Origin of the sequence: Sulfurivermis fontis, assembly GCF_004001245.1 — a bacterium.
In the GTDB taxonomy this organism is placed as follows: Bacteria; Pseudomonadota; Gammaproteobacteria; order Thiohalomonadales; family Thiohalomonadaceae; genus Sulfurivermis; species Sulfurivermis fontis.
This window is the reverse complement of sequence record NZ_AP018724.1, coordinates 1712967-1733777: the sequence shown is the minus strand read 5'-3', so window position 1 is coordinate 1733777 and position 20811 is coordinate 1712967. Positions and strand designations below refer to the sequence as shown.

General features: G+C 63.8%; 21 protein-coding genes and 3 tRNA genes. 10 read left to right on the top strand and 14 right to left on the bottom strand.

Annotated elements, in window-relative coordinates; all coding sequences use genetic code 11:
* Window positions 1-25 precede the first annotated feature (25 nt).
* Window positions 26-829, top strand: a complete 804-nt coding sequence (locus EP379_RS08855; protein ID WP_127477456.1) for a ferritin-like domain-containing protein — start codon at window positions 26-28, stop codon at window positions 827-829.
* A gap of 11 nt (window positions 830-840) precedes the next feature.
* The gene (locus EP379_RS08850; RefSeq protein ID WP_127477455.1) at window positions 841-1530 is read left to right on the top strand and encodes a hypothetical protein; all 690 of its coding nucleotides are present in this window, start codon (window positions 841-843) and stop codon (window positions 1528-1530) included.
* Here EP379_RS08850 and EP379_RS08845 read toward each other — a convergent pair.
* Genes EP379_RS08845 through EP379_RS08835 form a run of 3 tightly spaced genes read right to left on the bottom strand, consistent with a single transcriptional unit; the run spans window position 1512 to window position 3411 of the window.
* Entirely contained in the window at window positions 1512-2312 is an 801-nt protein-coding gene (locus EP379_RS08845) for a UDP-2,3-diacylglucosamine diphosphatase (RefSeq protein ID WP_127477454.1), read from the bottom strand. The genes EP379_RS08850 and EP379_RS08845 overlap by 19 nt on opposite strands.
* A 4-nt stretch (window positions 2313-2316) precedes the next feature.
* Window positions 2317-2811: a peptidylprolyl isomerase gene (locus EP379_RS08840; RefSeq protein WP_127477453.1), complete on the bottom strand. Its 495-nt coding sequence runs from the start codon at window positions 2809-2811 to the stop codon at window positions 2317-2319.
* 12 nt (window positions 2812-2823) lie between these two features.
* Complete coding sequence (locus EP379_RS08835; RefSeq protein WP_127477452.1) at window positions 2824-3411, bottom strand: peptidylprolyl isomerase; 588 nt, start codon at window positions 3409-3411, stop codon at window positions 2824-2826.
* Window positions 3412-3558: 147 nt separating this feature from the next.
* Between EP379_RS08835 and cysS the strand changes: the two genes are divergently transcribed.
* Both cysS and EP379_RS08825 read left to right on the top strand, forming a co-directional pair.
* On the top strand, window positions 3559-4962 hold the full coding sequence (gene cysS / locus EP379_RS08830) for a cysteine--tRNA ligase (RefSeq protein WP_127477451.1): 1404 nt from the start codon (window positions 3559-3561) through the stop codon (window positions 4960-4962).
* A 121-nt stretch (window positions 4963-5083) separates the two neighbouring features.
* Window positions 5084-5359, top strand: a complete 276-nt coding sequence (locus EP379_RS08825) for a hypothetical protein (protein WP_127477450.1) — start codon at window positions 5084-5086, stop codon at window positions 5357-5359.
* A gap of 53 nt (window positions 5360-5412) precedes the next feature.
* On the opposite strand, the gene EP379_RS16365 is transcribed toward EP379_RS08825, so the two are convergent.
* Window positions 5413-5577 (bottom strand): hypothetical protein, encoded by a 165-nt coding sequence (locus EP379_RS16365; RefSeq protein WP_172600427.1) that lies wholly within the window; start codon window positions 5575-5577, stop codon window positions 5413-5415.
* A 135-nt stretch (window positions 5578-5712) separates the two neighbouring features.
* Between EP379_RS16365 and EP379_RS08820 the strand changes: the two genes are divergently transcribed.
* Together EP379_RS08820 and EP379_RS08815 are read left to right on the top strand one after the other, a co-directional pair.
* Window positions 5713-6618, top strand: a complete 906-nt coding sequence (locus EP379_RS08820) for a D-hexose-6-phosphate mutarotase (RefSeq protein WP_127477449.1) — start codon at window positions 5713-5715, stop codon at window positions 6616-6618.
* Window positions 6619-6629: 11 nt separating this feature from the next.
* Window positions 6630-7286, top strand: a complete 657-nt coding sequence (locus EP379_RS08815; RefSeq protein ID WP_127477448.1) for a glycine-rich domain-containing protein — start codon at window positions 6630-6632, stop codon at window positions 7284-7286.
* 13 nt (window positions 7287-7299) lie between these two features.
* Here EP379_RS08815 and EP379_RS08810 read toward each other — a convergent pair whose 3' ends face one another.
* From EP379_RS08810 to folD, 5 genes are all read right to left on the bottom strand, one after another.
* Complete coding sequence (locus EP379_RS08810) at window positions 7300-7938, bottom strand: 2OG-Fe(II) oxygenase (RefSeq protein WP_127477447.1); 639 nt, start codon at window positions 7936-7938, stop codon at window positions 7300-7302.
* A gap of 12 nt (window positions 7939-7950) precedes the next feature.
* The gene (locus EP379_RS08805; protein WP_127477446.1) at window positions 7951-9396 is read right to left on the bottom strand and encodes a high affinity choline transporter 1; all 1446 of its coding nucleotides are present in this window, start codon (window positions 9394-9396) and stop codon (window positions 7951-7953) included.
* A gap of 103 nt (window positions 9397-9499) precedes the next feature.
* Window positions 9500-11395 (bottom strand): DUF2207 domain-containing protein, encoded by a 1896-nt coding sequence (locus tag EP379_RS08800; RefSeq protein WP_127477445.1) that lies wholly within the window; start codon window positions 11393-11395, stop codon window positions 9500-9502.
* A complete protein-coding gene (locus EP379_RS08795; RefSeq protein ID WP_127477444.1) occupies window positions 11395-11937 on the bottom strand; it encodes a LemA family protein in 543 nt (180 codons plus the stop codon). The genes EP379_RS08800 and EP379_RS08795 overlap by 1 nt, the downstream gene beginning before the upstream one ends.
* 48 nt (window positions 11938-11985) lie before the next feature.
* Window positions 11986-12840 (bottom strand): bifunctional methylenetetrahydrofolate dehydrogenase/methenyltetrahydrofolate cyclohydrolase FolD, encoded by an 855-nt coding sequence (gene folD / locus EP379_RS08790; RefSeq protein ID WP_127477443.1) that lies wholly within the window; start codon window positions 12838-12840, stop codon window positions 11986-11988.
* Between the two features lie 217 nt (window positions 12841-13057).
* Between folD and EP379_RS08785 the strand changes: the two genes are divergently transcribed.
* From EP379_RS08785 to EP379_RS08775, 3 genes are all read left to right on the top strand, one after another.
* A tRNA-Pro gene (locus EP379_RS08785) sits at window positions 13058-13134 on the top strand.
* 50 nt (window positions 13135-13184) lie between these two features.
* Window positions 13185-13261: transfer RNA gene (locus tag EP379_RS08780), tRNA-Arg, on the top strand.
* Window positions 13262-13295: 34 nt separating this feature from the next.
* Window positions 13296-13371, top strand: a tRNA-His gene (locus EP379_RS08775).
* Between the two features lie 54 nt (window positions 13372-13425).
* Here EP379_RS08775 and EP379_RS08770 read toward each other — a convergent pair.
* Genes EP379_RS08770 through EP379_RS08750 form a run of 5 tightly spaced genes read right to left on the bottom strand, consistent with a single transcriptional unit; the run spans window position 13426 to window position 18057 of the window.
* Window positions 13426-14109, bottom strand: a complete 684-nt coding sequence (locus EP379_RS08770; protein WP_127477442.1) for a sulfite exporter TauE/SafE family protein — start codon at window positions 14107-14109, stop codon at window positions 13426-13428.
* The gene (locus tag EP379_RS08765; protein WP_127477441.1) at window positions 14109-14909 is read right to left on the bottom strand and encodes an acyl-CoA dehydratase activase; all 801 of its coding nucleotides are present in this window, start codon (window positions 14907-14909) and stop codon (window positions 14109-14111) included. Before EP379_RS08765 ends, EP379_RS08770 begins: the two co-directional genes overlap by 1 nt.
* A complete protein-coding gene (locus EP379_RS08760; protein WP_127477440.1) occupies window positions 14906-16180 on the bottom strand; it encodes a double-cubane-cluster-containing anaerobic reductase in 1275 nt (424 codons plus the stop codon). The genes EP379_RS08765 and EP379_RS08760 overlap by 4 nt, the downstream gene beginning before the upstream one ends.
* The gene (locus EP379_RS08755; RefSeq protein WP_127477439.1) at window positions 16161-17147 is read right to left on the bottom strand and encodes a 4Fe-4S binding protein; all 987 of its coding nucleotides are present in this window, start codon (window positions 17145-17147) and stop codon (window positions 16161-16163) included. The genes EP379_RS08760 and EP379_RS08755 overlap by 20 nt, the downstream gene beginning before the upstream one ends.
* A complete protein-coding gene (locus EP379_RS08750) occupies window positions 17134-18057 on the bottom strand; it encodes a hypothetical protein (protein ID WP_127477438.1) in 924 nt (307 codons plus the stop codon). The genes EP379_RS08755 and EP379_RS08750 overlap by 14 nt, the downstream gene beginning before the upstream one ends.
* 488 nt (window positions 18058-18545) lie before the next feature.
* Here EP379_RS08750 and EP379_RS08745 point away from each other — a divergent pair, with 488 nt between their 5' ends.
* Window positions 18546-20789, top strand: a complete 2244-nt coding sequence (locus EP379_RS08745) for a TonB-dependent receptor (protein WP_127477437.1) — start codon at window positions 18546-18548, stop codon at window positions 20787-20789.
* The last annotated feature ends 22 nt before the right edge of the window (window positions 20790-20811 follow it).

Sequence of the window (20811 nt, the reverse complement as noted above, 5' to 3'; positions counted from 1 at the left end):
GGCGTTCGGGCTAGAATGGCGCGCCATGACTGCGACCAATCTGTTCGATGCCGCCCTGGGTTGTCTGCTGGCCGGTGAAGCCGAAGACAAGCTGGTGCTGACCCGCGCCGTGGCCCGGGCCTGGCGCGAGGGACGCCTGACGCGGGAGGACGCCACGCCTGTTGGCACCGTCGCCACGCCCGGCCGACCGGCCCGCCTGCGTCTGGTGCTGCCGCGCGAGCTGCCGCAGCGCCGCCCCGACAGCCTGGAGGGGCGCGCCATCCTGTTCCACGCCCTCACCCATATCGAATTCAACGCCATCAATCTGGCCTGGGATGCGGTGTACCGTTTCCGCGCCATGCCGGCCGCGTTCTACGATGACTGGATCCGCGTCGCCGAGGAGGAGGCCTACCACTTTGAGCTGTTGCGTGCTCACCTCAACACGCTGGGCGCGGACTACGGCGATTGGCCCGGCCACAACGGCCTGTGGGAGATGGCGCTGAAGACCGCGCATGATCCGCTGGTACGCATGGCGCTGGTGCCGCGTTGCCTGGAGGCGCGCGGGCTGGACGTGAATCCCGGTATCCAGGACAAACTGCGTGCCGTGGGCGACACGGAGGGCTGCGCTCTGCTCGACATCATCCTGCGTGACGAGATCGGCCATGTCGCCATCGGCGATCGCTGGTTCCGGCATCTTTGCGCCGAGCGCGGGCTGGCGGTGGAGATCACCTATCGCGGCCTGCTCAATGAGTACATGAAAGGGCCGCTGAAGGGGCCGTTTCATCTGGAGGCGCGGCGCCGGGCGGGATTTTCCGAGGCCGAGCTGGATTATTTGCAAGGTGTGGGATGAGGGGGACGGTGATGTGGCAGCGAAGCTGGGTGTTTGGCCTGTCGCTGGTATGCGGCATGGCCTGGGCGCAGGACGCAACCATGGTGTTGTATCAGGTGATGGAGCCGGGCTTCGAGCCGTACAGCTCGCGGCTGATCGTTACGCCGCGCTACATGCGCATGGATGACGGCGATGTTGCCAGCAATTTCGTCCTGTTCGATCGCCAGAAAAACATCATCTACAGCGTGACGCACGGCGATCGCACCGTGTTGGAGATCCATCCCCAGGCGGTGACGGTGGAGTCTCCGGTGGCGCTGGAGCGCAAACATGTGCAGGTGGTCACGGAGGAGGATCTGCCCGCCATTGCCGGTAGGACGCCGCACCAGTACCGTCTCAGCGTCAACGGCGAGCTGTGCTACGAGACGGTGGCGGTCGACGGCCTGTTGCCCGACGTGGTGCAGGCACTGACGGCCTTCCGCAGTGTGCTGGCCGGCGAGAATGCGCGCATTCTGGTCGATGTGCCTGCCGACATGCATGACCCCTGTGATCTGGCGCTGAACACCTACGCTCCGGCCTGGCAGCTGCAGTTCGGCCTGCCGGTGCAGGAACATGACCCCCAGGGCAAAGGACAACTGCTGATGGATTTCAGTACCGAGTATCCGGCGGAAGCGGGCTTGTTCATGTTGCCCAAGGGCTACCAGCATTATTCGCCCGGGCGCTGAACGGCGTCAGGCGCGAGATACGCAGGGGCGCGCCGTGGGGCGCAGTTTTCGTCCCTCGCTCCTTGTCCCCCGCACCTGTACTCTTCCAGCCGGCAGCCGGTTTCGTCGCAGTGCAGCACACTGCCATGTTCTTCCCAGGCGCCCAGCACCAGGCGCTCCGCCCCCCCCGGCAGGGTGTGTACTCCGGGTCGATGGGTATGGCCGTGAATCAGGCGGCCGACCCGATACTGGTGCAGGTAGGTCGCCACGGTTTCTCCGTTGGCGTCCATTACGTACCCGGCCTTGCGCCCGGTTTCCTCGCGGCTGGTGTCACGCAGCTGGCGGGCGAAGGCGATGCGCTCTTCCGTCGGCTTGGCCAGGAAGGCGCCGAGCCAGCGCGGGTCGCGGATCTGGCGCCGCATCTGCTGGTAGGGCAGATCATCGCTGCACAGCAGATCACCATGCATCAGCAGGGTGGGGCGGCCGTACAGGTCGATGACGCTGGGATCGGGCAGTAGGGTGCAGCCGGTGCGGCGGGCGAATTCCGCACCGAGCAGGAAGTCACGGTTGCCGTGCATCACGTATACCGGCACGCCGCTGTCGGTAAGCTCACGCAGGGCCGCGAGGATGCCCTGATATTCCGGCAGCACCAGATCGTCACCCAGCCAGGCCTCGAACAGATCGCCCAGGATGTACAGTGCCTCGGCCGCCGCGGCCGGACCGGCGAGAAAATGCCGGAACAGACCGTCGGCCGGGGTGCGCTCGCCCTGCAGGTGCAGGTCGGAGACGAACAGGGTGGCCATCGGCTCAGTCGACGATCTCGACTTTCTCGATGACGATGGGTTCGAGAGGCACGTCCTGGTGGAAGCTGACACGGCCGGTGGCGACGCTCTTGATGCGATCCACCACGTCCATGCCGTCGACCACCTTGCCGAACACGCAATAGCCCCAGCCGTCGCCGCTCGGCATGCGGTGGTCGAGGAAGTGGTTGTCCTTGACGTTGATGAAGAACTGGGCGGTGGCGGAGTGCGGATCGTTGGTGCGCGCCATGGCGATGGTGCCGCGCTCGTTCTTCAGGCCGTTGGCGGCCTCGTTCTTGATGGGCTCGTGGGTCGGCTTGTTGATCATGCCGCTATCGAGGCCACCGCCCTGGATCATGAAACCGTCGATGACGCGGTGGAAGATGGTGCCGTCATAGAAACCTTCGCGCGCATAACGCTCGAAGTTGGCGACGGTGGCCGGGGCCTTGGCGGCGTCGAGTTCGAGGGTGATAACGCCCATGCTGGTGTGCATCTTGATCATGCTGACTCCTGATTATTTGCTGTTGGCGGCGTCGAGCACGACGGCCTGTTGAATGATGATGGGTTCCACCGGCACGTTCTGGTGATAGCCGACGGTGGTGGTCGGCACGCCCTTGATGGCCTTGACTACGTCCATGCCGCTTACCACGCGGCCGAAGACGGCATAGCCCCACGCACGCGGCGTCTTCTCGCGGAAGTCGAGGAAGTCGTTGTTGTTGACGTTGATGAAGAACTGCGCCGTGGCGGAGTGCGGGTCGCCGGTACGCGCCATGGCGATGGTGCCGATGAGGTTGCGCAGGCCGTTATCCGCCTCGTTCATTATGGGGGGACGGGTTTCCTTCTGCAGCATCTCGGGGGTGAAACCGCCGCCCTGGATCATGAAGTTGTCGATGACGCGGTGGAAGATGGTACCGTCGTAGAAGCCGGTCTGCACGTAACGCAGGAAATTTTCCACCGTCTTGGGGGCCTTGGCGCGGTCCAGTTGCAGCACGATGTCGCCCTTGTTGGTGACCAGGCGCACGCGCGGGTTGGCCTCGTCGGCCCAGACAGCGGCGCTCAGACCGAGCAGCAGGGCGCACAGGAAAGCGGTAAGGCGATGCATGGCGAGACTCCCTAAATCCTGAGTGAGGCGCCATGATAGCAGCCCCGGACACGGGGCAGAAGGCACCGGCGCCTTCTGCCTGCCCCGCCGGGCTGATATCATGCGTGCCACTTCCCGTTTCGACCGGCCGCAGCGGACAACCGAACGATGAGCTATCAGCACAATCTGCACATCCACAATAACCTCACCAAGCGCAAGGAGCCGTTCCGGCCCATCGATCCCAAGCGGGTACGCATGTATGTGTGCGGCATGACGGTGTATGACTACTGCCACATCGGCCATGCCCGTGTGCTGGTGGTGTTCGACGTCATCAGCCGCTATCTGCGCAAGATCTATGGTGCCGAGCACCTGACCTATGTGCGCAACATCACCGACATCGACGACAAGATCATCAAGCGCGCCAACGAAAACGGCGAGCCGTATACCGCACTGACAGATCGTTTCATCGGGTTCATGAACGAAGACGCCGACGCCCTCGGCGTGCAGCGCCCCGACCAGGAGCCGCGCGCCACACTGCACATCGGGGAAATCCTGGTCATGATTCAGACCCTGATGGACAAGGGCTATGCCTATGCCGCCGCTAACGGCGACGTGTACTATGATGTCAGCAAGTTCGAGCACTACGGCCAGTTGTCCGGTAAGAACGTGGAAGACCTGCGTGCCGGCGAACGCGTGGCGGTGGACGAGGCCAAGGATGACCCGCTGGACTTCGTGCTGTGGAAGGCGGCCAAGCCGGGCGAGCCGTACTGGGATTCGCCCTGGGGGCCGGGGCGTCCCGGCTGGCATATCGAATGTTCCGCCATGTCCACCCAGGCCCTGGGCCATCACTTCGACATTCACGGTGGCGGCCTCGACCTGCAGTTCCCGCACCATGAAAACGAGATCGCCCAGTCCGAGGCGGCCTGCGGCTGCAAGTACGTCAATTACTGGATCCACAACGGCTTCGTGCGTGTGGACAACGAGAAGATGTCCAAGTCGCTGGGCAACTTCTTCACCATCCGCGACGTGCTCAAGAAGTACGACCCGGAGGTGGTGCGCTACTTCATCCTCGCCAGCCACTACCGCAGCCCGCTGAATTACTCCGACCAACACCTGGACGGCGCCAAGGCGGCGCTTACCGGCCTGTACACCGCGCTGCGCGGTCTGACTCTGCCGGCGGCGGACGAGGGGCTGGGCGACTATGCCGCGCGTTTCTACGCGGCGATGGACGACGACTTTGCCACGCCGGAGGCGCTGGCGGTGCTGTTCGATCTGGCGCGCGAGGTGAACCGCCTGCGTGGTGTCGATGAGAGCGCCGCGGCACAGCATGGCGCGTTGCTCAAGCACCTGGCTGGTCTGCTCGGTCTGTTGCAGCGCGAGCCGCAGGCATTCCTGCAGGGTGGTGCGGCAGGCGGCCTGGCCGATGCCGAGATCGAGCGCCTCATCGCCGAACGTCTGGCGGCGCGCAAGAACAAGGATTGGGCCACCTCCGATCGGATCCGCGACGAGCTGAAGGCGCAGGGAGTGGTGCTGGAGGATGCTGCCGGCGGCACCACCTGGCGCCGTGCCTGAATCCCGCTGTCCGGGGCGGCATGCAGTGCGCCGCCCCGCGTCCTGTCATCGCTGAAACCGTTGTGCCAAACGACATGGAACGTTTTCGCTTTACCCCTATCTCCTGTTCAGCCTGGCCGGTGTGGCGGTCGCCGCGGCACTGCTGCTGGTGACGCTGTGGCTGGTGCAGCTGGAAGTGAACAAGGTGCGCGAGGAGTGCCGCACACAGACGGCGGCCAAGCAACTGCAATCCGTTGCCGAAATGGATGATGTGTCACGGCATGTGCATGGCGATGCCAACCGCCTGCATCAGGTGTTGCACAATCAGCTCAACAATGCCATCAAGTTTACCCCGGCGGGGCAGGTGGTGCCGGCGGTGCGCTGCCTTGCCGCTGGTATGGCTGCCATCGTGGCATAGCCGCAGGACATGAAAAAACTGAACATGGAACTGGCGCGCCTGGTGACCCGTCGTCAGTAGCTGCCGCCCTGGCCGGCAGCGGCCAGCAGACGCCGGGTGGCCTCGTCATCGACCCGCAGCCGCCCCTGATGCACCGCCTCCTGGCGGTTCAGACGCTCCATTTGCTCATCGCCGAACCCGGCCTCGTCCAGCTGCCGCACATAGTCTTCATAGGACATGATGGATACCTCCTGCCGACGGCTCTTGTAGGGTTTATCGGCGCCGGGGGATATTTGTTTAGGCCGCTTGTTTTCCGCCGTCCGCTCCATTAGCCTGCGGCGACACTGGGCACTGAGACCCGGAGGGAGAGCGACATGACAAGTGCAGAACAGTTGAACCGGCAGTTTGGTATCGATGGCAAGGTGCGTTTCGTCGAGCGCGGCGACGGCTTCGTGCTGATCGAGGTGCGCACCGCACAGGGGCAGGCCGACATCGCCCTGCAGGGCGCGCACGTCACCACCTGGGCGCCGCAGGGGCAGGCGCCGGTGGTGTGGGTCAGCGAGCAGGCCAAGTATGCGGCGGGCAAGTCGATACGCGGTGGTGTGCCGGTGTGCTGGCCGTGGTTCGGCCCGCATGCCAGCAATGCCAAGTTGCCCGGTCACGGTTACGCACGCACCGTCGACTGGCGCCTGCTGCGGGTCACTCCGCTGGATGACGGCCGTATTCAGCTGATCTTCGAACTGATCGATACGCCGGCCACCCGCGCCCAGGAGCCGCATCCGTTGCGTGTGCGCAATACGGTTACCGTCGGCGCCACCCTGCAGGTGGAGCTGGAAACCACCAATCTGGGCACCACGCCCTACGTGCTGGGCGATGCACTGCACACCTACTTCCATGTCGGTGACGTGACCCGGGCCACCGTGCACGGCCTGGAAGGCTGTGCCTATATCGACAAGGTGGACGGCGGGGCGCGCAAGCAGCAGGGGGGGCCGGTGACCATCGCCGGCGAAGTGGATCGCATCTATCTCGGTACCGGCAACTGCTGCGAGATCCGCGACCCGGTACTGAAACGCCGTATCATCATCCGCAGCCGCAACAGCGCCTCCACCATCGTGTGGAATCCGGGCGTCGAGAAGGCGACCAAGATGGGTGACTTCGGCAGCGACGGTTATCTGCGCATGCTGTGCGTGGAAACGGCCAACGCGGCGGAAGATGTGGTGAACCTCGCGCCGGGTGCGCAGCATCGTCTGGTGGCCGAGTATTCCTGCGCCGGCATCTGACCGCCGCGGCCATGGAGGTGCTGTATCTGCTGGCCCTGGCCGCCATGGCCATGGCGGCAGGGCGGCTGGGGCGGTCCGCGGCGCGTCGGCGCCGCGCCGCCTATATCGATGATTTCGCGTTTCACCCCGCAGTGCTGAACAAGTTGCGCGAGGTGCGCCCCGGCCTGACAACGGCGCAGGAAGAACTGGTGCTGGCGGCACTGCGCGACTATTTCCATCTCTGCAACATGGCCGGTCGGCGCATGGTGGCGATGCCGTCGCAGGTGGTGGATGATGCGTGGCATGCCTTCATCCTGTTCACCCGCGCCTACGAGCAGTTCTGCCGCCGCGCCTTCGGCCGTTTTCTGCACCATACCCCGGCCGAGGCGATGGCGGCGCCGACCCTGGCCCAGGATGGCATCAGGCGCGCCTGGCGCCTGGCCTGCGCGCGTGACGGCATCGATCCGAAGCAGCCGTTGCGCCTGCCCCTGTTGTTCTCCATCGACAGTGATCTCGCTATCCCCAACGGCTTCCGCTACACCCTGGACTGCGCGGTGACCACAGGCACGCAGAATACCGGCAGCTACTGCGCCTCGCACATCGGTTGCGGCGGCAGTGGTTGCAGCGGAGGTCTCGGTGACGGCGCCGGTTGTGGCGGCGATGGCGGCGGAGGGTGCGGCGGCGATTGAGCGCGTTGTGCTGCTAGCCGCGGGTGCGGAAAAAACCGGTCAGGCTCATGCGCTCGCGCGTGGCGGGCAATACCTCGTGCCAGCGCCCCTCGGTGATGAACACCGCCAGGGTGCCGCTCTCCGGCAACACGTCCACATGGGGGCCGACACCGGCCTCGTCCAGATACAGGCGCAACTGGCCGCCGTCCTCTTCCTTCCAGTCCTCGTTGAGATACAGCACTGCGGTGAGGGTTCGCTCCTCGCTGCCGCGGAAGCGGTCGAGGTGTTTCTGGTAGAACGTGCCCGGCGGATAGACGGCGAAGAAGGCCTCGAACTGGAACAGGCCGAGGTACAGCGTGCGGTTCACCGCCTGCCGCAACTGCTCCATGATGGCGAAGTACTGCTGTTGCTGCGGCGTATCGGGAATGGTGGGGTCGAGCCAGCAGACGTGGTCGCTGCGCACCTCGGGACGGATGCGCAGCTCGGCGCCGCGCCCGACGCCGGCGTGGCGGAACTCGCCGCCCTGCCAGCGGATGAGGCACTCGGCGCGCAGCATGGCCGCAGTGGCGCTGTCGAGGAAGTTCTTCTGCACCGACCAGCCCTGGTTGATCAGGTCATCCAGGATCGGTATGAGGCGCAGGTCCTCGTCGTTGGCGGTCGGGGTCAGAATCATCGCAGTGGGGCGTCAGATATGGGACTCTTCCGCCGCTGTCATGTGATGCCGGCCATACACCTGCGGCAGCAGCGAACCGGCGAGCATGCCGACAAAGGCAAACAGCAGGCCGACGAGCTGCGGCGGCCACATGCTGTCGCCTTCCGGCAGGAACAGTTCCATCAGGATCCACGACCCCAGACCCAGCACGATGGCCAGCATGGCCCCCTGTGTGGTGGCGCGTTTCCAGTAGATGCCGAACACCAGCGGAATGAAGGCCGACACGAGGGTAACCTTGTAGGCGTTTTCCACCATGTGGTGAATGGTGGTGTCGGAAGACAGGGAGTACAGGGTGACCAGCACCGCAAAGCTCGCCACCACGACGCGCGTCAGCCACAGGAAGCGGCGATCGTCCATCGGACCGACGAGATTCTTGATCACGTTCTCCGAGATGGTCACCGATGGCGCCAGCAGGGTACCGCTGGCGGTACTCATGATCACCGACAGCAAGGCGCCGTAGAAGATGATCTGTGCATACAGCGGCAGGTGTTCCTTGATCAGCGTGGGGAGGATCAGCTGCGAGTCTTCGTCGATCAGGCGGCTGACCATTTCCGGGTCAATCAGCGTCGCGGCATAGGCCAGGAACAGCGGCACCGCAGCAAACACGAAGTAGGCGCTGCCGCCGATGATCGTTCCATGCACGGCGATCTTCTCGCTGCGTGCCGAGTTGACGCGCTGGAATACGTCCTGCTGCGGGATTGAGCCGAAACCCATGGTGATCCAGGCGGCGATGAAGCCGAGCCATTCGGCGGCGCTGAAGGCGGGCCAGAACTCGAACTTGCCGGCCTCGTTGGCGTGATTGACCACGGTGACGACACCACCGGCCTGATCGGAGACCAGCACCGCGATGAACAGCAGGCCGAGGACGATGATCACCATCTGCACGGCGGTGGTGAAGGCCACCGACCACATGCCGCCGAACAGGGTGTAGAGCAGGACCACCGAGGCGCCGATGACCATGCCGAGGGACTGCGATACGCCACCATCGGTGAGCACGTTGAATACGACGCCCAGCGCCGTGATCTGCGCCGCCACCCAGCCGAGGTAGGACAGGGCAATGCAGATGGAGGTGATCACTTCCACCGGCCGGTTGTAGCGGTTGTGGTAGAAGTCGCCGATGGTGAGCAGGTTCATGCGGTACAGCGGCCGCGCGAAGAACAGGCCGAACAGGATCAGACACAGCGAGGCGCCGAAGGGGTCGGACACCAGGCCGGAAAGGCCGTCGGTAAGGAAGGTGGCCGAGATGCCGAGCACCGTTTCGGCGCCGAACCAGGTGGCGAACACCATGGCGAACACCATGAACATCGGCAGGTGGCGTCCGGCCACGATGTAGTCGCGCGAGTTGTGTACGCGCATCGCCGCCATCAGGCCGAGGCCGATGGAGATCACCAGATAGCCAATCACGAACCAGAGCAGCATAGGCGCCTCATGCGCAGGTTATTGTTTGGAAGTGCGAAAAATAGCGCGCGCCGGACAGCGAGGCAACAGGAAAAAACAGGCCGTTGTGCACCATTTCCGGGCATCACCAGCCGCCGCCGCCACCACCACCGCCGCCGCCACCCGAAGAGCCGCCGCCCCCGCCGCCCGAGCTGGAGCCGGGGGCGCTGGAAGACGATGAGATGGCGCTGCTCATGGCGCCGCCGAGGCTGCCGGCAAAGCCGCCCAGGTCATGGCTGCTGAAGTGGCTGCCGCGGTACCAGGATGGACTGTACTCCTGCCGCTCGGCACTGAGCCGGGCGAATACGGCGGCGAATCGTTCGGCCCAACGCTGCTCCACGTCCAATGCCATGGCGTAGGGCAACAGGCGCTCGAACAGTTGCGGAGTTTTCTCCGGCGGATGCCTGAGCTGCAGCTCGTCCTTCTCCGCCACATCGAGATACAGGCGCAGGCCTTCGACCTTGTCGAGCAGCTTGCGTCCGGCCAGTGTCGGTGCCTTGAGCAGATGGTAGAAGGCGAAGTTGAGCAGGAGTACGCCGAGCAGGATGGCGACCATGCTCGGTGAGGTGAACTGGAGTAGGGCCCAGAGGCCGAAGCCCTCGCCGGCGAGGAAGGGAATGCTGAAGGCCGTGATGCCGATGGCGCCGAGGAAGCTGCCGCCATGGAAGGCATTGCGCCAGGCCGTGACGGCGCCGATGACCAGCACGGTGACACCGACACTCCAGCCGCTGAGCCAGACCAGCATGAAGATGCCGGCGAAGGCCTCCTCTCCCTGCGGCAGCTGCATGGCGGCAAGGGCCAGGGTGGCGAGGGAGATCAGGATGCCGGGCAGCAGCCAGGCACTGTTGGTGACGAAAAACAGTTTTTCGTAATGGCGTTTCAGCGCCGCCTTGTGGGCGTCGATGGCCGTCTTGATGCGGCGATGGTTTTCCTGCTTGAAGGTGATGCTGGCGGAGGAATCGAACAGGTGCTTGAGCAGGGCGTGCTCGCCCGGGGCCAGTTCGCTGGTCGGCGTCTTTTCACGGTGGGCAGAGTAATGGCCGTTGAGGTAATCGATGCGCACCAGTCCCTTGACGGCCAGCCCGACCAGGGCTGTGGCAAAGGCCTTGTGGTCATAGCCCATGCGGCGGATGAAGCGCAGCGCAGCGGGGGAGAACTGCGGCGGCGGCTCGTACTGCGGGATGATGACGCCGGGCTCCGGATCGCGGCCGAACCGGTGCCACGCCATCAGGTAATAGAAGGTGAGCAGCAGCAGGCCGCCGCCCGCCACCAGCAGTTCCCGGTTGTCGTCGAGGAGGTAACCGAGCTGTTCCTGTTGTGTCGGTGCGTGCACATGCCCCTTGGGCCAGCCCACGACGATGGTCAGACCCTCCTGCGGCCACAGCGGCTGTGTGGTCTCGAACCAGGCCAGGGCCTGATCGGTCTGGGCGGCGCGATACAGCCGGCCCTGGCTGCCGGCGGGGCCGGTATAGGCCTCCAGGGTAAGTACGCTGTCGCCCAGCGAGGGCGGCAGCTGTACGGTGGCCTCGGCGTGGTCGATGGGGAAGCTCCAGCCGTTGCCGGTGACGTTCCAGTACAGTTCGTCGTGGTCGCTGAAGAAGCCGAGCTGGCGGTTGGTGCGGTAACTCAGCGTGTAGGTGTACTCGCCGCGTTGCAGCAGCCGATCGGCGTGACCGATATAGACGCGGACACCGTTGCTGCGGCGCTCGGTGTGGTAGTCCTCGCGGCGGCCGTCGCGCAGTACCTCGATGACATCGAAGGCCACGCGGTAGCGGTTGCCCTGTTGATCACGGTAATCGGTGGGAAAGTCGCGGTAGATGCCGCGGCGGATCTGCTGTCCTTCGGCGCGCACGCGCAGGGTTTCGGTGACCAGCATGCTGCCGTCGCTGTAGACGATGATGGCGCTGTGAAAGTCGAGGATGCGCTCATCGGCGTGGGCACCGGTGGCAACGAGCAGCAGCAAAAACAGCCAATGGCGCATCAGCGAACCTCCGGAGTCTGGCGTTCGGTGGCAGATTCCAGTTCAAAATATTCACGCTGCCGGAAGCCGAACAGACGGGCCAGCAGCAGGTCGGGAAAGGAATCGATACGGGTGTTGAGATTGCGCACCGCGCCGTTGTAGTAGCGGCGGGCGTATTGCAAGTGGTCTTCCACGGCGGTGATGTCGCGCTGCAGGGCGAGGAAGTTCTGGTTCGCCTTCAATTCCGGATACTGCTCCGCCATGGCCAGCAACTGGTGCATGCCGGTGCCGAGCGCGCTTTCCAGACGGCCCTTTTCGGCCAGGGCAGTGGTGTGTTCGCTCCGGGTGCGCAGTTCGATGACGGCGCTGAGGGTGGCCTGTTCATAGGCGGCGTACTGTTTGACCGCGTCGACCAGTTTGGGCAGCAGGTCGTGGCGCCGTTTGAGCTGGACGGAGATGTCCGACCAGGCGGCGAGCACGCGGTTGCGGTCACGCACCAGCCGGTTGTAGATGATGACGCCCCAGACGAAGAGGGCGGTGAGCAGCAGGCCGGGCAGTTCCATGGCGGCGGGTTCTGTTGTAGTTGTCCCGCCGATAATGCCAAAGCGGCCTTATTTATGCAGCTTGTCGGCGGCGTCGAGGGTGTTCTGCAGCAGCAGGGCGCGGGTCATGGGCCCGACGCCGCCCGGCACCGGGGTGATCCAGCCGGCCACCTGGCTGACGCCGGCGTAGTCCACGTCGCCCACCAGCTTGCCGTCGGCGGTGCGGTTGATGCCGACATCGATGACGATGGCGCCGGGCTTGATCCAGTCGGCCTTGACCAGACCGGGTTTGCCCACGGCCACCACCACGATGTCGGCCTGACGGGCCAGGGCGGCGCTGTCGCGGGTGAAGCGGTGGCAGGTGCTGACGGTGCAGCCGGCCAGCAGCAGTTCCAGGCCCATGGGACGGCCGACGATGTTGGAGGCGCCCACCACCACTGCGTGCATGCCCTTGAGCGACTGTCCGAGGCTTTCCAGCAGCACCATCACGCCACGCGGGGTGCAGGGACGCAGCACCGGCATGCGCAGGGCCAGGCGGCCGATGTTGTAGGGATGAAAGCCGTCCACATCCTTGTCCGGGTGGATGCGCTCGATGACCTTTTCGGCATCGATGTGTGCGGGCAGCGGCAGCTGTACCAGGATGCCGTCGACGCTGGCATCGTCGTTCAGCTCGTCGATGAGGCCGAGCAGCTGTTGCTCACTGGTGTCGGCGGCCAGGTCGTAGGCGCGGGAGGCGAAGCCCACCTCGGCGCAATCCTTGCGCTTGTGTGCCACATAGACCTCGGAGGCCGGATCGTTGCCCACCAGGATCACGGCGAGGCCGGGGGCACGCAGTCCCTTGGCGACGCGCTCGTCCACACGTTGCTTGACCTGCTGGCGGAGTCGGGATGCGATGGCCTTGCCGTCGATGATCTGCGCGCTCATAACCTTGCCGTGGGCTGAAAATGGAAGCGGCATATGTTCGCACGCCGGGCGCGGTTTCGCCAAGATTCGTGCGGTATTGCGCGCGTCTTTTCCTATATAATGTCCGCCATTGCAGCAAGCCGCGCCCGGCGCTTCCGGCCGTTGACTCGCCGGCGGTCGGCGCGTATTATCGCCCGCTTCGCGCGTCCTGCCGAAGGTCGGGCGCGGCTCCTGAATCCGGGGTATAGCGCAGTCCGGTAGCGCGCCTGCTTTGGGAGCAGGATGTCGGGGGTTCAAATCCCTCTACCCCGACCAACTCGATTAAGGGACCGTTTTTCGATAGGATACGCGGACTCGGCCATCCGGCGCCCGTAGCTCATCCGGATAGAGCATCGGCCTTCTAAGCCGAGGGTAGCAGGTTCGAGTCCTGCCGGGCGCGCCAATCCCGGCGGCCTTCAGTGGCCACAGTTTCAATGGTGGACGTAGCTCAGTTGGTAGAGTCCCGGATTGTGATTCCGGCCGTCGTGGGTTCGAGTCCCATCGTCCACCCCACCTAACAGAAAAAGCCCGCATCAGCGGGCTTTTTCGTTTCCGGCGTTCGCGCATTCAGCCGAACAGATTCACCCCGCCGACTGCGATGAGGAGCAGCGCGCTGAGGTGCTGTACGCCGTGGCTCCAGTGGCGCAATTGTTCGCGCAGGCGGGCGCCGATGTAGGCCACGCCGATGCCGAAGATCAGCGCGGGGAGGGCAATGGCACCGAGTCCGAAGGACAAGCCGAGGGCCAGGCCATGCGCGGCGCTGGCGGTGAGGGCGGCGGAGAACAGCACCGTGCCGAGGGGGGCGCAGGGGGTGAGGGCCATGCTGGCACCGAGCAGGAACAGTCCACCGGGCATCAGGGTGCGCGGTGCCGCCGGATCGAAGCGTTGCAGCGGCTGCTCCGTGGCGACCGGAACGCTGCATGATGTACGCCGCGTCCGGCGCAGCAACAGGGCGAGGCCGACCATGATCGCCGCACTGCCAAGCACCCAGCGCATGCCGCCGAGTCCCGCATCGTCGCCCAGATATTGCCCCACATAGCCCGCCAGCAGCCCGAGGCCGCCATAGCTGCACAGGCGCCCCAGGGAGAAGGGCAGCACGGTGCGCCAGGACTGGCGGATGCCGCCCTCGCTGGCGAGGAACACCGGGCCGAGATAGGGCAGGCAACTGATGGTGCAGGCGCTGAAACCGAACACCAGACCGAGGGCCAGGGCCAGGGGCAGGGTGACGATGGTCTGCTCGATGGGTTCCATCACGCCTCGGCCAGAAACTGGCTGCGCGCCAGCATCGCGGCACCGAAGGCGGTGGTGGTCTGCGGCTCCTGCGGAATCACCAGTTCGCGGCCCAGTTCGTCCTGGAGCGCCGCCACCAGGCCCTTGTTCAGCGCCGGGCCGCCGTCGAAGTAGACACGGTCCTCGATGCCGACGCGCTTGGCCAAGCGCACGGTGCGGCGGGCGATGGAGTAGTGGATGCCGGCGACGATCTCTTCCTTGCCGTGGCCCTTGGCCAGCAGGCCGATGATCTCCGACTCGGCGAATACCGCGCAGGTGCTGTTGATGGTGAGCGGTGTGCCGTTGCCACCGAAGTGGTAGTCGCCCAGTTCTTCCAGGTCGATCTCCAGGTTGCGCGCGGCCACATCGAGGAAACGGCCGGTGCCGGCGGCGCACTTGTCGTTCATGGCAAAGTTGCTGACGTTGCCGTTGACGTCGATTTGGATCGCCTTGGAGTCCTGGCCGCCGATGTTGATGATGGTGCGCACGCCGCCGAAGGCCTTGCCTGCCTCCCAGGCACCTATGGCGTTGGCGGTGATCTCGCTGATGGAGTCGTCCGCCTCTTTGAACAGTTTGCGGCCGTAGCCGGTGGCGGTGATGAACTTTACCGCGTCGCGGGTGATGCCGTGCCGGGCCAGCAGCGTTTCGAAGGTTTCCATGGCGTTTTTGTGAAAGGAACTTCCGGTAGGAGCGATATGGGTGCCGACCAGTGCGCCTGCGTCATCGACCACGGCGGCCTTGATGGCGGTGGAGCCGATGTCGATACCGGCGAAATAACTCATTGCTTGCTCCTCTTGCGGGTTTTGATGGACTCCAGAAACGCCTCGATGCGGGTGGACAACTGGCCCATGTCGTCGGGGCTGTAGTCGGTCTCCACGTACAGCATGGGAATGTCCTGCGCGGCGAGCACGTCGGCGATGCTGCGGTGCTCCATTTCGTAGACCTGGCAGCCGGCGAAGGCCTGATACACCACGCCGTCGACGCTGAAGTCAGACGCCAGTTGCAGCAGGCGGCGCTGGCGATCGTCGTTGCGGGTGAAGATCGGGCAGGTGCAGGGCTTGAGATAGCGATCGGCCAGGCCGTCCACCATATCGTTGAGCAGCCATTCGTCCACCGCCGTCATGTCGTAGAGCATGCGGTTGGCGGAGCAGGTCTCGTCGGCCACCACCACGCCGCCCGCTTCCTCGATGAGGAGCGGTAGCTTCAGGTTGGGGAAGATGGGCGGCGAACCGGTGAACAGGATGCGCGGCGCGCGTTTCTGCGCCGCCTGGAATCCCGCCTGTTGCCGTTGCAGAAGCTCGGCGTTGAGCTGCTCCACCGCAGCGGTCCAGCGGTCGAGATCATCGAAGAAATAGGCGTTGGTCACCAGGAAGGCATCCTTGCCGAGGAACAGTGCCGGTGCGGATTTGCGCAGTTGATGCAGGGCTCGGAAAGCGGCCTGGGCGCGGGCGGTGCGCGCCATGGCCTGCTTCAGATTGTTGCGCGTCAGTTTGCGCCCGGTCAGTTCGCGCAGGCGCACGGCCAGGCGGCGTACGGAGCGCTGCCAGTACAGCCGTGCCTCCTCGCTTTCCTTGGCCGGCGGCAGCTCCAGGTCATGCACCTGGTAGCCCATGGCCGCGATCATTGCGCTCGCCTTGGTCTTCTGATCGCAGGTGGTGGGGTTGACGATCAACTCCAGCGCCGCGGTATTGGGCACCGCCGCCTTGGCATGCAGGGAACCCAGTGTGGCCTTCACCAGAGGGCAGGACTTGGCCGGCATGAAGTCGGCACCGATCTGGTCGTAGTGATAGGAGCCGTTGCATAGCCGTACCGGCGTGGCACCGAAGGCGTAAATCAGTTCCTCCGGGGCATGGATGCAGGTGGTACCGACCAGCGTGCCCTCGTGCTTGACTGGCTCGCCATGACAATAGACGTTGCGGAACAGGTCGTAGAAATAGCGCATCGCCTGCGGATTGTCGGGGAAGCCATCCTGTATGCGATCAAGCAGGGTTTCCGCCTCCCGCGCCTGGCGTGAACGGTTGTAGGCCAGGGCCTCACTGGGCGTTGTGTTCATGTTGGTGTCCCTTGTTCATGCGCTTGATGAAGCCGTATTCAGTGGATTCGAAAATGGGGATGCCGGCAAAGGTGGCCTTGAGTGCGCCGGGTTCCGGGCAATGGGCCACGCACTTGAGGCACATGATGCAGTCATCCTGCATGATGCGCGGATCCTTCACTTCATCGGCGATTTCCCTGATTTCCATGTCGCACACCCGATAGCAGTCGCCGCAGCGGGTGCACTTGGCGCCGTCCTTCTTCAGCCTGAGCAGTGCCGGCTTGGACAGCAGGTAGTGCAGGGCGCTCATGGGGCAGAAGAAGCAGAAGAACCGTTTCTTGAAAAAGGCGCCGGCCAGAAACAGGCCGGTGACCAGCATGCCCAGCGCAGTCATCACCATGGTGGTCTTGGTGGAGAAGTCGATGGTGAGCTGGGAAAAGTCACCGGTGAACATGGGAATGATCATGCGCCCGGGACAGATGTCGCAGAACGGCGTGCCCATGTCGTGGGGCAGCAGCGCACCGCCGATGCCGAGCGGAATCAGAATCATCAGGGCCAGCAGCAGATACTTGATCAGGCTGAGGCGGCGGAACTGGCCTTCGGTATAACGCGAGTAACGGATGCCGAGACGGGCGCGCAGGCTGGTGATCCAATCCTGGAGGGTGCCCAGCGGGCAGACATAGCCGCACCAACCCTTATTGAGCACGAAGAACCACAGGGCGAAGAACAGAAATCCCTGCAACACCATCAGCCCGGCCCAACTGAACAAGGTTTTCCAGGACATCGCCAACTGGTGCTGTAAGGGCAGCAGATAGCAGATGCCGCCGCGGCCCTCCTGATTGAAGCCGCAGGCGAAGGTGGGCAGGTACTGACCCAGATTGACGGCCAGATAGCCGCCATAGACCAGCAGCACGAAGAAGAACAGTTGCAGCCAGAAGCGGAAGCGCCGCAGGTCGACGCTGTTGACGGCGTCCCTAATTCTTTTCATCGAAGCGGACCTCGTGGAAGCGACGCTGACGGCGGCGACGGTACAGGTAGACGGCGACGCCGGTGAAGGTCAGGGCGAAGGTGCCCAGCAGCAGACCGTAGGCGTAGGAGCGATAGTCGCGCGTCGACGGATAGTAACTGCCGTTGTACGTGGCGACATAGCGGGTGGGCATGCCGTCCTCGGTGACGCTGTAAGCGGCGCTGACCATGTAGTCTTGGCGGTAGCGGCGCTCGAACTCATGCCAGTCCGGATAGTAGTCGCGCACCAGCATGAAGCTGGCGTGGCCGGCGGCGTCGCTGCGTACGGTCTTGTGCCAGCCCTGCGCGGTGTGAAAGGTGACCTCGGCGTCGGCCAGCGGCTGGCCTTGACGCCGTATCTGGAAGGTGACGGTGTCGCCGTAGCCAAGCAGGGTATGGAAGTTCTCCGCCATCTGGCGTTCGCGCACGATCTCCAGCGGCAGGGTGTCGAGGGTGCGCGGCGCAATCAGCGGTTTGATGTGATCATGGCCCTCTCGGCAGCTGTGTTTCAGCACCTCGGACTTGGCGACGCCGATATGACGCACGCCGTCACTGACGAATTCGGAGATCAGGTACAGGTTGTAGAACCCCTCGTCCGGCATGGCGAAGTTGACGCCGAAGGAACCGTGCAGGTTGCCGCCGGACATTTCCACGACATCGCCCTTGACGTTCTGCAACAGCAGCCGTCCGGGCATGAGCTGATCCACATAGGCAGAATTTGCCGGCCCATCGCCGCTGCGCAGCCAAAGATTCTTGTAATAGACACCACGGCGTATCTCTACCGGACCACCGTGGGAATGGCGCGCGTCGCCGTGTTCGGCATGGGGGTTGGTTTCCGACCACCACAGGGGCGCTGCCGTCAGAGGTGCACCGCAGGCGAGTAATAGTGTCATTAACAGGGTTGTCGTTGTTCTCATGGGCAAATCCGTTGGTTGTCCGGCGTGATGCGCGGGGAAGGCGCGACTATTGAGGAGAGCACGATGCATGCCAACGGTATAAGCCATTGAACCTATGCACTCGCGGCGCTGGCGCAGCGGGTGGGCGCCAGGTCATATGCCGCGATCCTGTGGCATTTGACACAGCGCAGCCGGCGGACGTAGTTCGCGGTGCGGCGACGGGCGGTGGAATCTGCCGCTGTGTCATATGCCGCGGCAGTGCGGCATTTACCGTGATCCCGTGGTGATGTTGAAACCACATGGAGTGTGGAAACAATCACTTGGCGGCGGGCATGAATCATGCACTTGTTTACGCCCGCGCAACAAGGCGGTAGGGCGATTGATATTTGTCAACGTTGCTGCCTGCGCCAATAGCGGCACTGCCCGGGATGCGATGCATCACCGGAAGCGAATGCATAAAACAACGAATATACGGGGTAAATACAATGAGACGTGGTTGCGGCTTTCCTGTCCTGGCGGGGGCGCTGGGTAGTGTTCTGGCGCTGTCCGGCGTGTCGGCGGCGGATAATCTTGGGGTAATCTATGTCGAGTCGACCACCATTGACGACCGCTTTGAGCAGAAGCGTGACGAGCCGTCCAACACCAGGACCATTTCCGGCGAGAAGGTGGACGAGTCCCATGTGGAAAACCTGCAACAGGTCCTGCAGTCCGTCCCCGGCATCACCTCGGAGTTCACCAGCGGCGGCAACCTGAAGATTCATATCCGCGGCGTGGAAAACCAGCGCTATATGGGCGAGAAGCCCGGCGTTGCCGTGGTCATCGACGGCGTGCCGGTGTTCGAGCGTACCGGCGCCGTGAATATCGACCTGGACAACATCGAGTCCATCAAGGTGGTGAAGGGCGGTGCGTCCTATCTGTTCGGCGATGATGCGCTGGCCGGTGCCGTCATCATAACCACCAAGCGCGGCGCCAAACTGGCCGGCTACCGCCTGGAGGCAGAGCGCGGCAGTTTCAACTACCAGAAGTACCTGGCACGGGCCGGTTATGCCAGCGACAACATGAATGCCCACGTCCAGGTGTCACGGCGCGAGAGCGACGGCTACTGGTTCCAGTCGGAGTACCGTGCGGACTATGTGGACGGTAAGCTGCAATGGTATGTCGACGACAGCAGCGATCTGACCTTCGGCTTCGAGGCCTCCAACCGCAAGAAGGACAGTCACGGTTCTGTTGAGGGCGTGACGCAGGCCGAGACCGATCCGCAGAGCTACGAAGGACGCGATTATGCCCGTATGTATGACGTCGATCTGGGCAAGTACTACCTGACCTATGCCAAGGATCTGGACGGCGGCAAGAATCTGCTTCTGAACGCCTATCAGTACAACGACCACACCCGCTTCGTCACCGCGCCGCAGAACTACACAGCGGATACGCCGCCCCAGATCGTAACCGATGTGAATGCCTACACCACCGGCAACGATTACAAGCAGGTGCAGCGGGGCGTGAAGAGCGAGTACCGCAGTGCCGGCACCGGTATGGCCTGGATGGCCGCACTCGACCTGCGCGACAACACCTACCGCAATTACACTAAGTATCTGGTGGACTTCAAGTCCAGCCCCAGTCCATCGCCGCTCAACCCCATCCGCTACGCCGGAACAGTCGTCGGCGACGACTTTACCCGCGAGCAGGTGCACGCCGTTTATGGCGAGATCAAGTTCCAGCCGGCAGATCGTTTCACCTTCACCGTCAATGGCCGCTACGACCATTTGGCCCTCGACTACGAGGACTATCTCGCCGCGCTCAAACTGGACAAGAGCTTCAATGTCACCTCATGGCGCCTGGGTGGTAACTACGCCCTGGCCGACACGGTGGATATCTACGGCAATGTGTCCACCGGATTCCGCGCACCGTCCATCAGCCAGTTGTTCGCCGGCACCATCTCGCCCACCGGCAAGACCGCCAGCAACCCCGACCTGCGCCCGGAACAGTCGCTGAACATGGAGCTGGGGCTGCGCGGCAGGGGCAACTGGGGCGGCGTGGACTGGGATTTCGATGCCGCCATTTTCCAGCTGGAGCGCGACGACTACATCATGTCCACGGCGGGGCAGTACAGTCTGCCGGTGAGCGGCGAGTTGGAGCAGTACCAGAACATCGGCGGCATGCGCTCGCGCGGCTTCGAGCTGGCGATGAACAGCGATCGGGAAAGGAAGGTAGCGCTCAACGTCGCCTATACCTATCTGCTGTCGGAGTTTACCCGTTACGACAACTTCAACCTGCTGCTGGGCAATCGTTACGGCACCTACGTGGCGGATTGCAGCATACTCAACCCGGCTACGCAGTACTGCCTCCAGTCCATGAATCTTACCGGCAACGTCATCCCGCGCACGCCGCAGCATCACCTGAATCTGTCGCTGGACTATCGGCCGGCGCGGGGCTGGACGGTGACTGGTGAAATGGATGCCTACTCCAGTTACTATGTCGACGAGCCGAATACCATCGAGATCGGTGCGCGCACGGTGTTTAACGCCCTGCTGCGCTACGATACCCGTTTCGGCGCTGCCAACAAGGCGTCATTCTTCGTGCGTATCGACAACGTCTTCGACGAGCACTACTACAACACCGCACGGGGCAGCAGCGACGGTAACAAGGACGGGGTGTTCGATGCCGAGGATATCTCCATCGTGGTCAACCCGGGGCGTGTCTGGACCGCCGGTTTGTCCGTGCAGTTTTGAAGGCAGACCCAGATTGGCAAAG

What these genes read in the sequence shown, in the direction of transcription:
- EP379_RS08855 (WP_127477456.1), top strand. Translation starts at nt 26, where the DNA reads ATGACTGCGACCAATCTGTTCGATGCCGCCCTGGGTTGTCTGCTGGCC.
- EP379_RS08850 (WP_127477455.1), top strand. Translation starts at nt 841, where the DNA reads ATGTGGCAGCGAAGCTGGGTGTTTGGCCTGTCGCTGGTATGCGGCATG.
- EP379_RS08845 (WP_127477454.1), bottom strand. Translation starts at nt 2,312, where the DNA reads ATGGCCACCCTGTTCGTCTCCGACCTGCACCTGCAGGGCGAGCGCACC.
- EP379_RS08840 (WP_127477453.1), bottom strand. Translation starts at nt 2,811, where the DNA reads ATGATCAAGATGCACACCAGCATGGGCGTTATCACCCTCGAACTCGAC.
- EP379_RS08835 (WP_127477452.1), bottom strand. Translation starts at nt 3,411, where the DNA reads ATGCATCGCCTTACCGCTTTCCTGTGCGCCCTGCTGCTCGGTCTGAGC.
- cysS (WP_127477451.1), top strand. Translation starts at nt 3,559, where the DNA reads ATGAGCTATCAGCACAATCTGCACATCCACAATAACCTCACCAAGCGC.
- EP379_RS16365 (WP_172600427.1), bottom strand. Translation starts at nt 5,577, where the DNA reads ATGTCCTATGAAGACTATGTGCGGCAGCTGGACGAGGCCGGGTTCGGC.
- EP379_RS08820 (WP_127477449.1), top strand. Translation starts at nt 5,713, where the DNA reads ATGACAAGTGCAGAACAGTTGAACCGGCAGTTTGGTATCGATGGCAAG.
- EP379_RS08815 (WP_127477448.1), top strand. Translation starts at nt 6,630, where the DNA reads ATGGAGGTGCTGTATCTGCTGGCCCTGGCCGCCATGGCCATGGCGGCA.
- EP379_RS08810 (WP_127477447.1), bottom strand. Translation starts at nt 7,938, where the DNA reads ATGATTCTGACCCCGACCGCCAACGACGAGGACCTGCGCCTCATACCG.
- EP379_RS08805 (WP_127477446.1), bottom strand. Translation starts at nt 9,396, where the DNA reads ATGCTGCTCTGGTTCGTGATTGGCTATCTGGTGATCTCCATCGGCCTC.
- EP379_RS08800 (WP_127477445.1), bottom strand. Translation starts at nt 11,395, where the DNA reads ATGCGCCATTGGCTGTTTTTGCTGCTGCTCGTTGCCACCGGTGCCCAC.
- EP379_RS08795 (WP_127477444.1), bottom strand. Translation starts at nt 11,937, where the DNA reads ATGGAACTGCCCGGCCTGCTGCTCACCGCCCTCTTCGTCTGGGGCGTC.
- folD (WP_127477443.1), bottom strand. Translation starts at nt 12,840, where the DNA reads ATGAGCGCGCAGATCATCGACGGCAAGGCCATCGCATCCCGACTCCGC.
- EP379_RS08770 (WP_127477442.1), bottom strand. Translation starts at nt 14,109, where the DNA reads ATGGAACCCATCGAGCAGACCATCGTCACCCTGCCCCTGGCCCTGGCC.
- EP379_RS08765 (WP_127477441.1), bottom strand. Translation starts at nt 14,909, where the DNA reads ATGAGTTATTTCGCCGGTATCGACATCGGCTCCACCGCCATCAAGGCC.
- EP379_RS08760 (WP_127477440.1), bottom strand. Translation starts at nt 16,180, where the DNA reads ATGAACACAACGCCCAGTGAGGCCCTGGCCTACAACCGTTCACGCCAG.
- EP379_RS08755 (WP_127477439.1), bottom strand. Translation starts at nt 17,147, where the DNA reads ATGAAAAGAATTAGGGACGCCGTCAACAGCGTCGACCTGCGGCGCTTC.
- EP379_RS08750 (WP_127477438.1), bottom strand. Translation starts at nt 18,057, where the DNA reads ATGACACTATTACTCGCCTGCGGTGCACCTCTGACGGCAGCGCCCCTG.
- EP379_RS08745 (WP_127477437.1), top strand. Translation starts at nt 18,546, where the DNA reads ATGAGACGTGGTTGCGGCTTTCCTGTCCTGGCGGGGGCGCTGGGTAGT.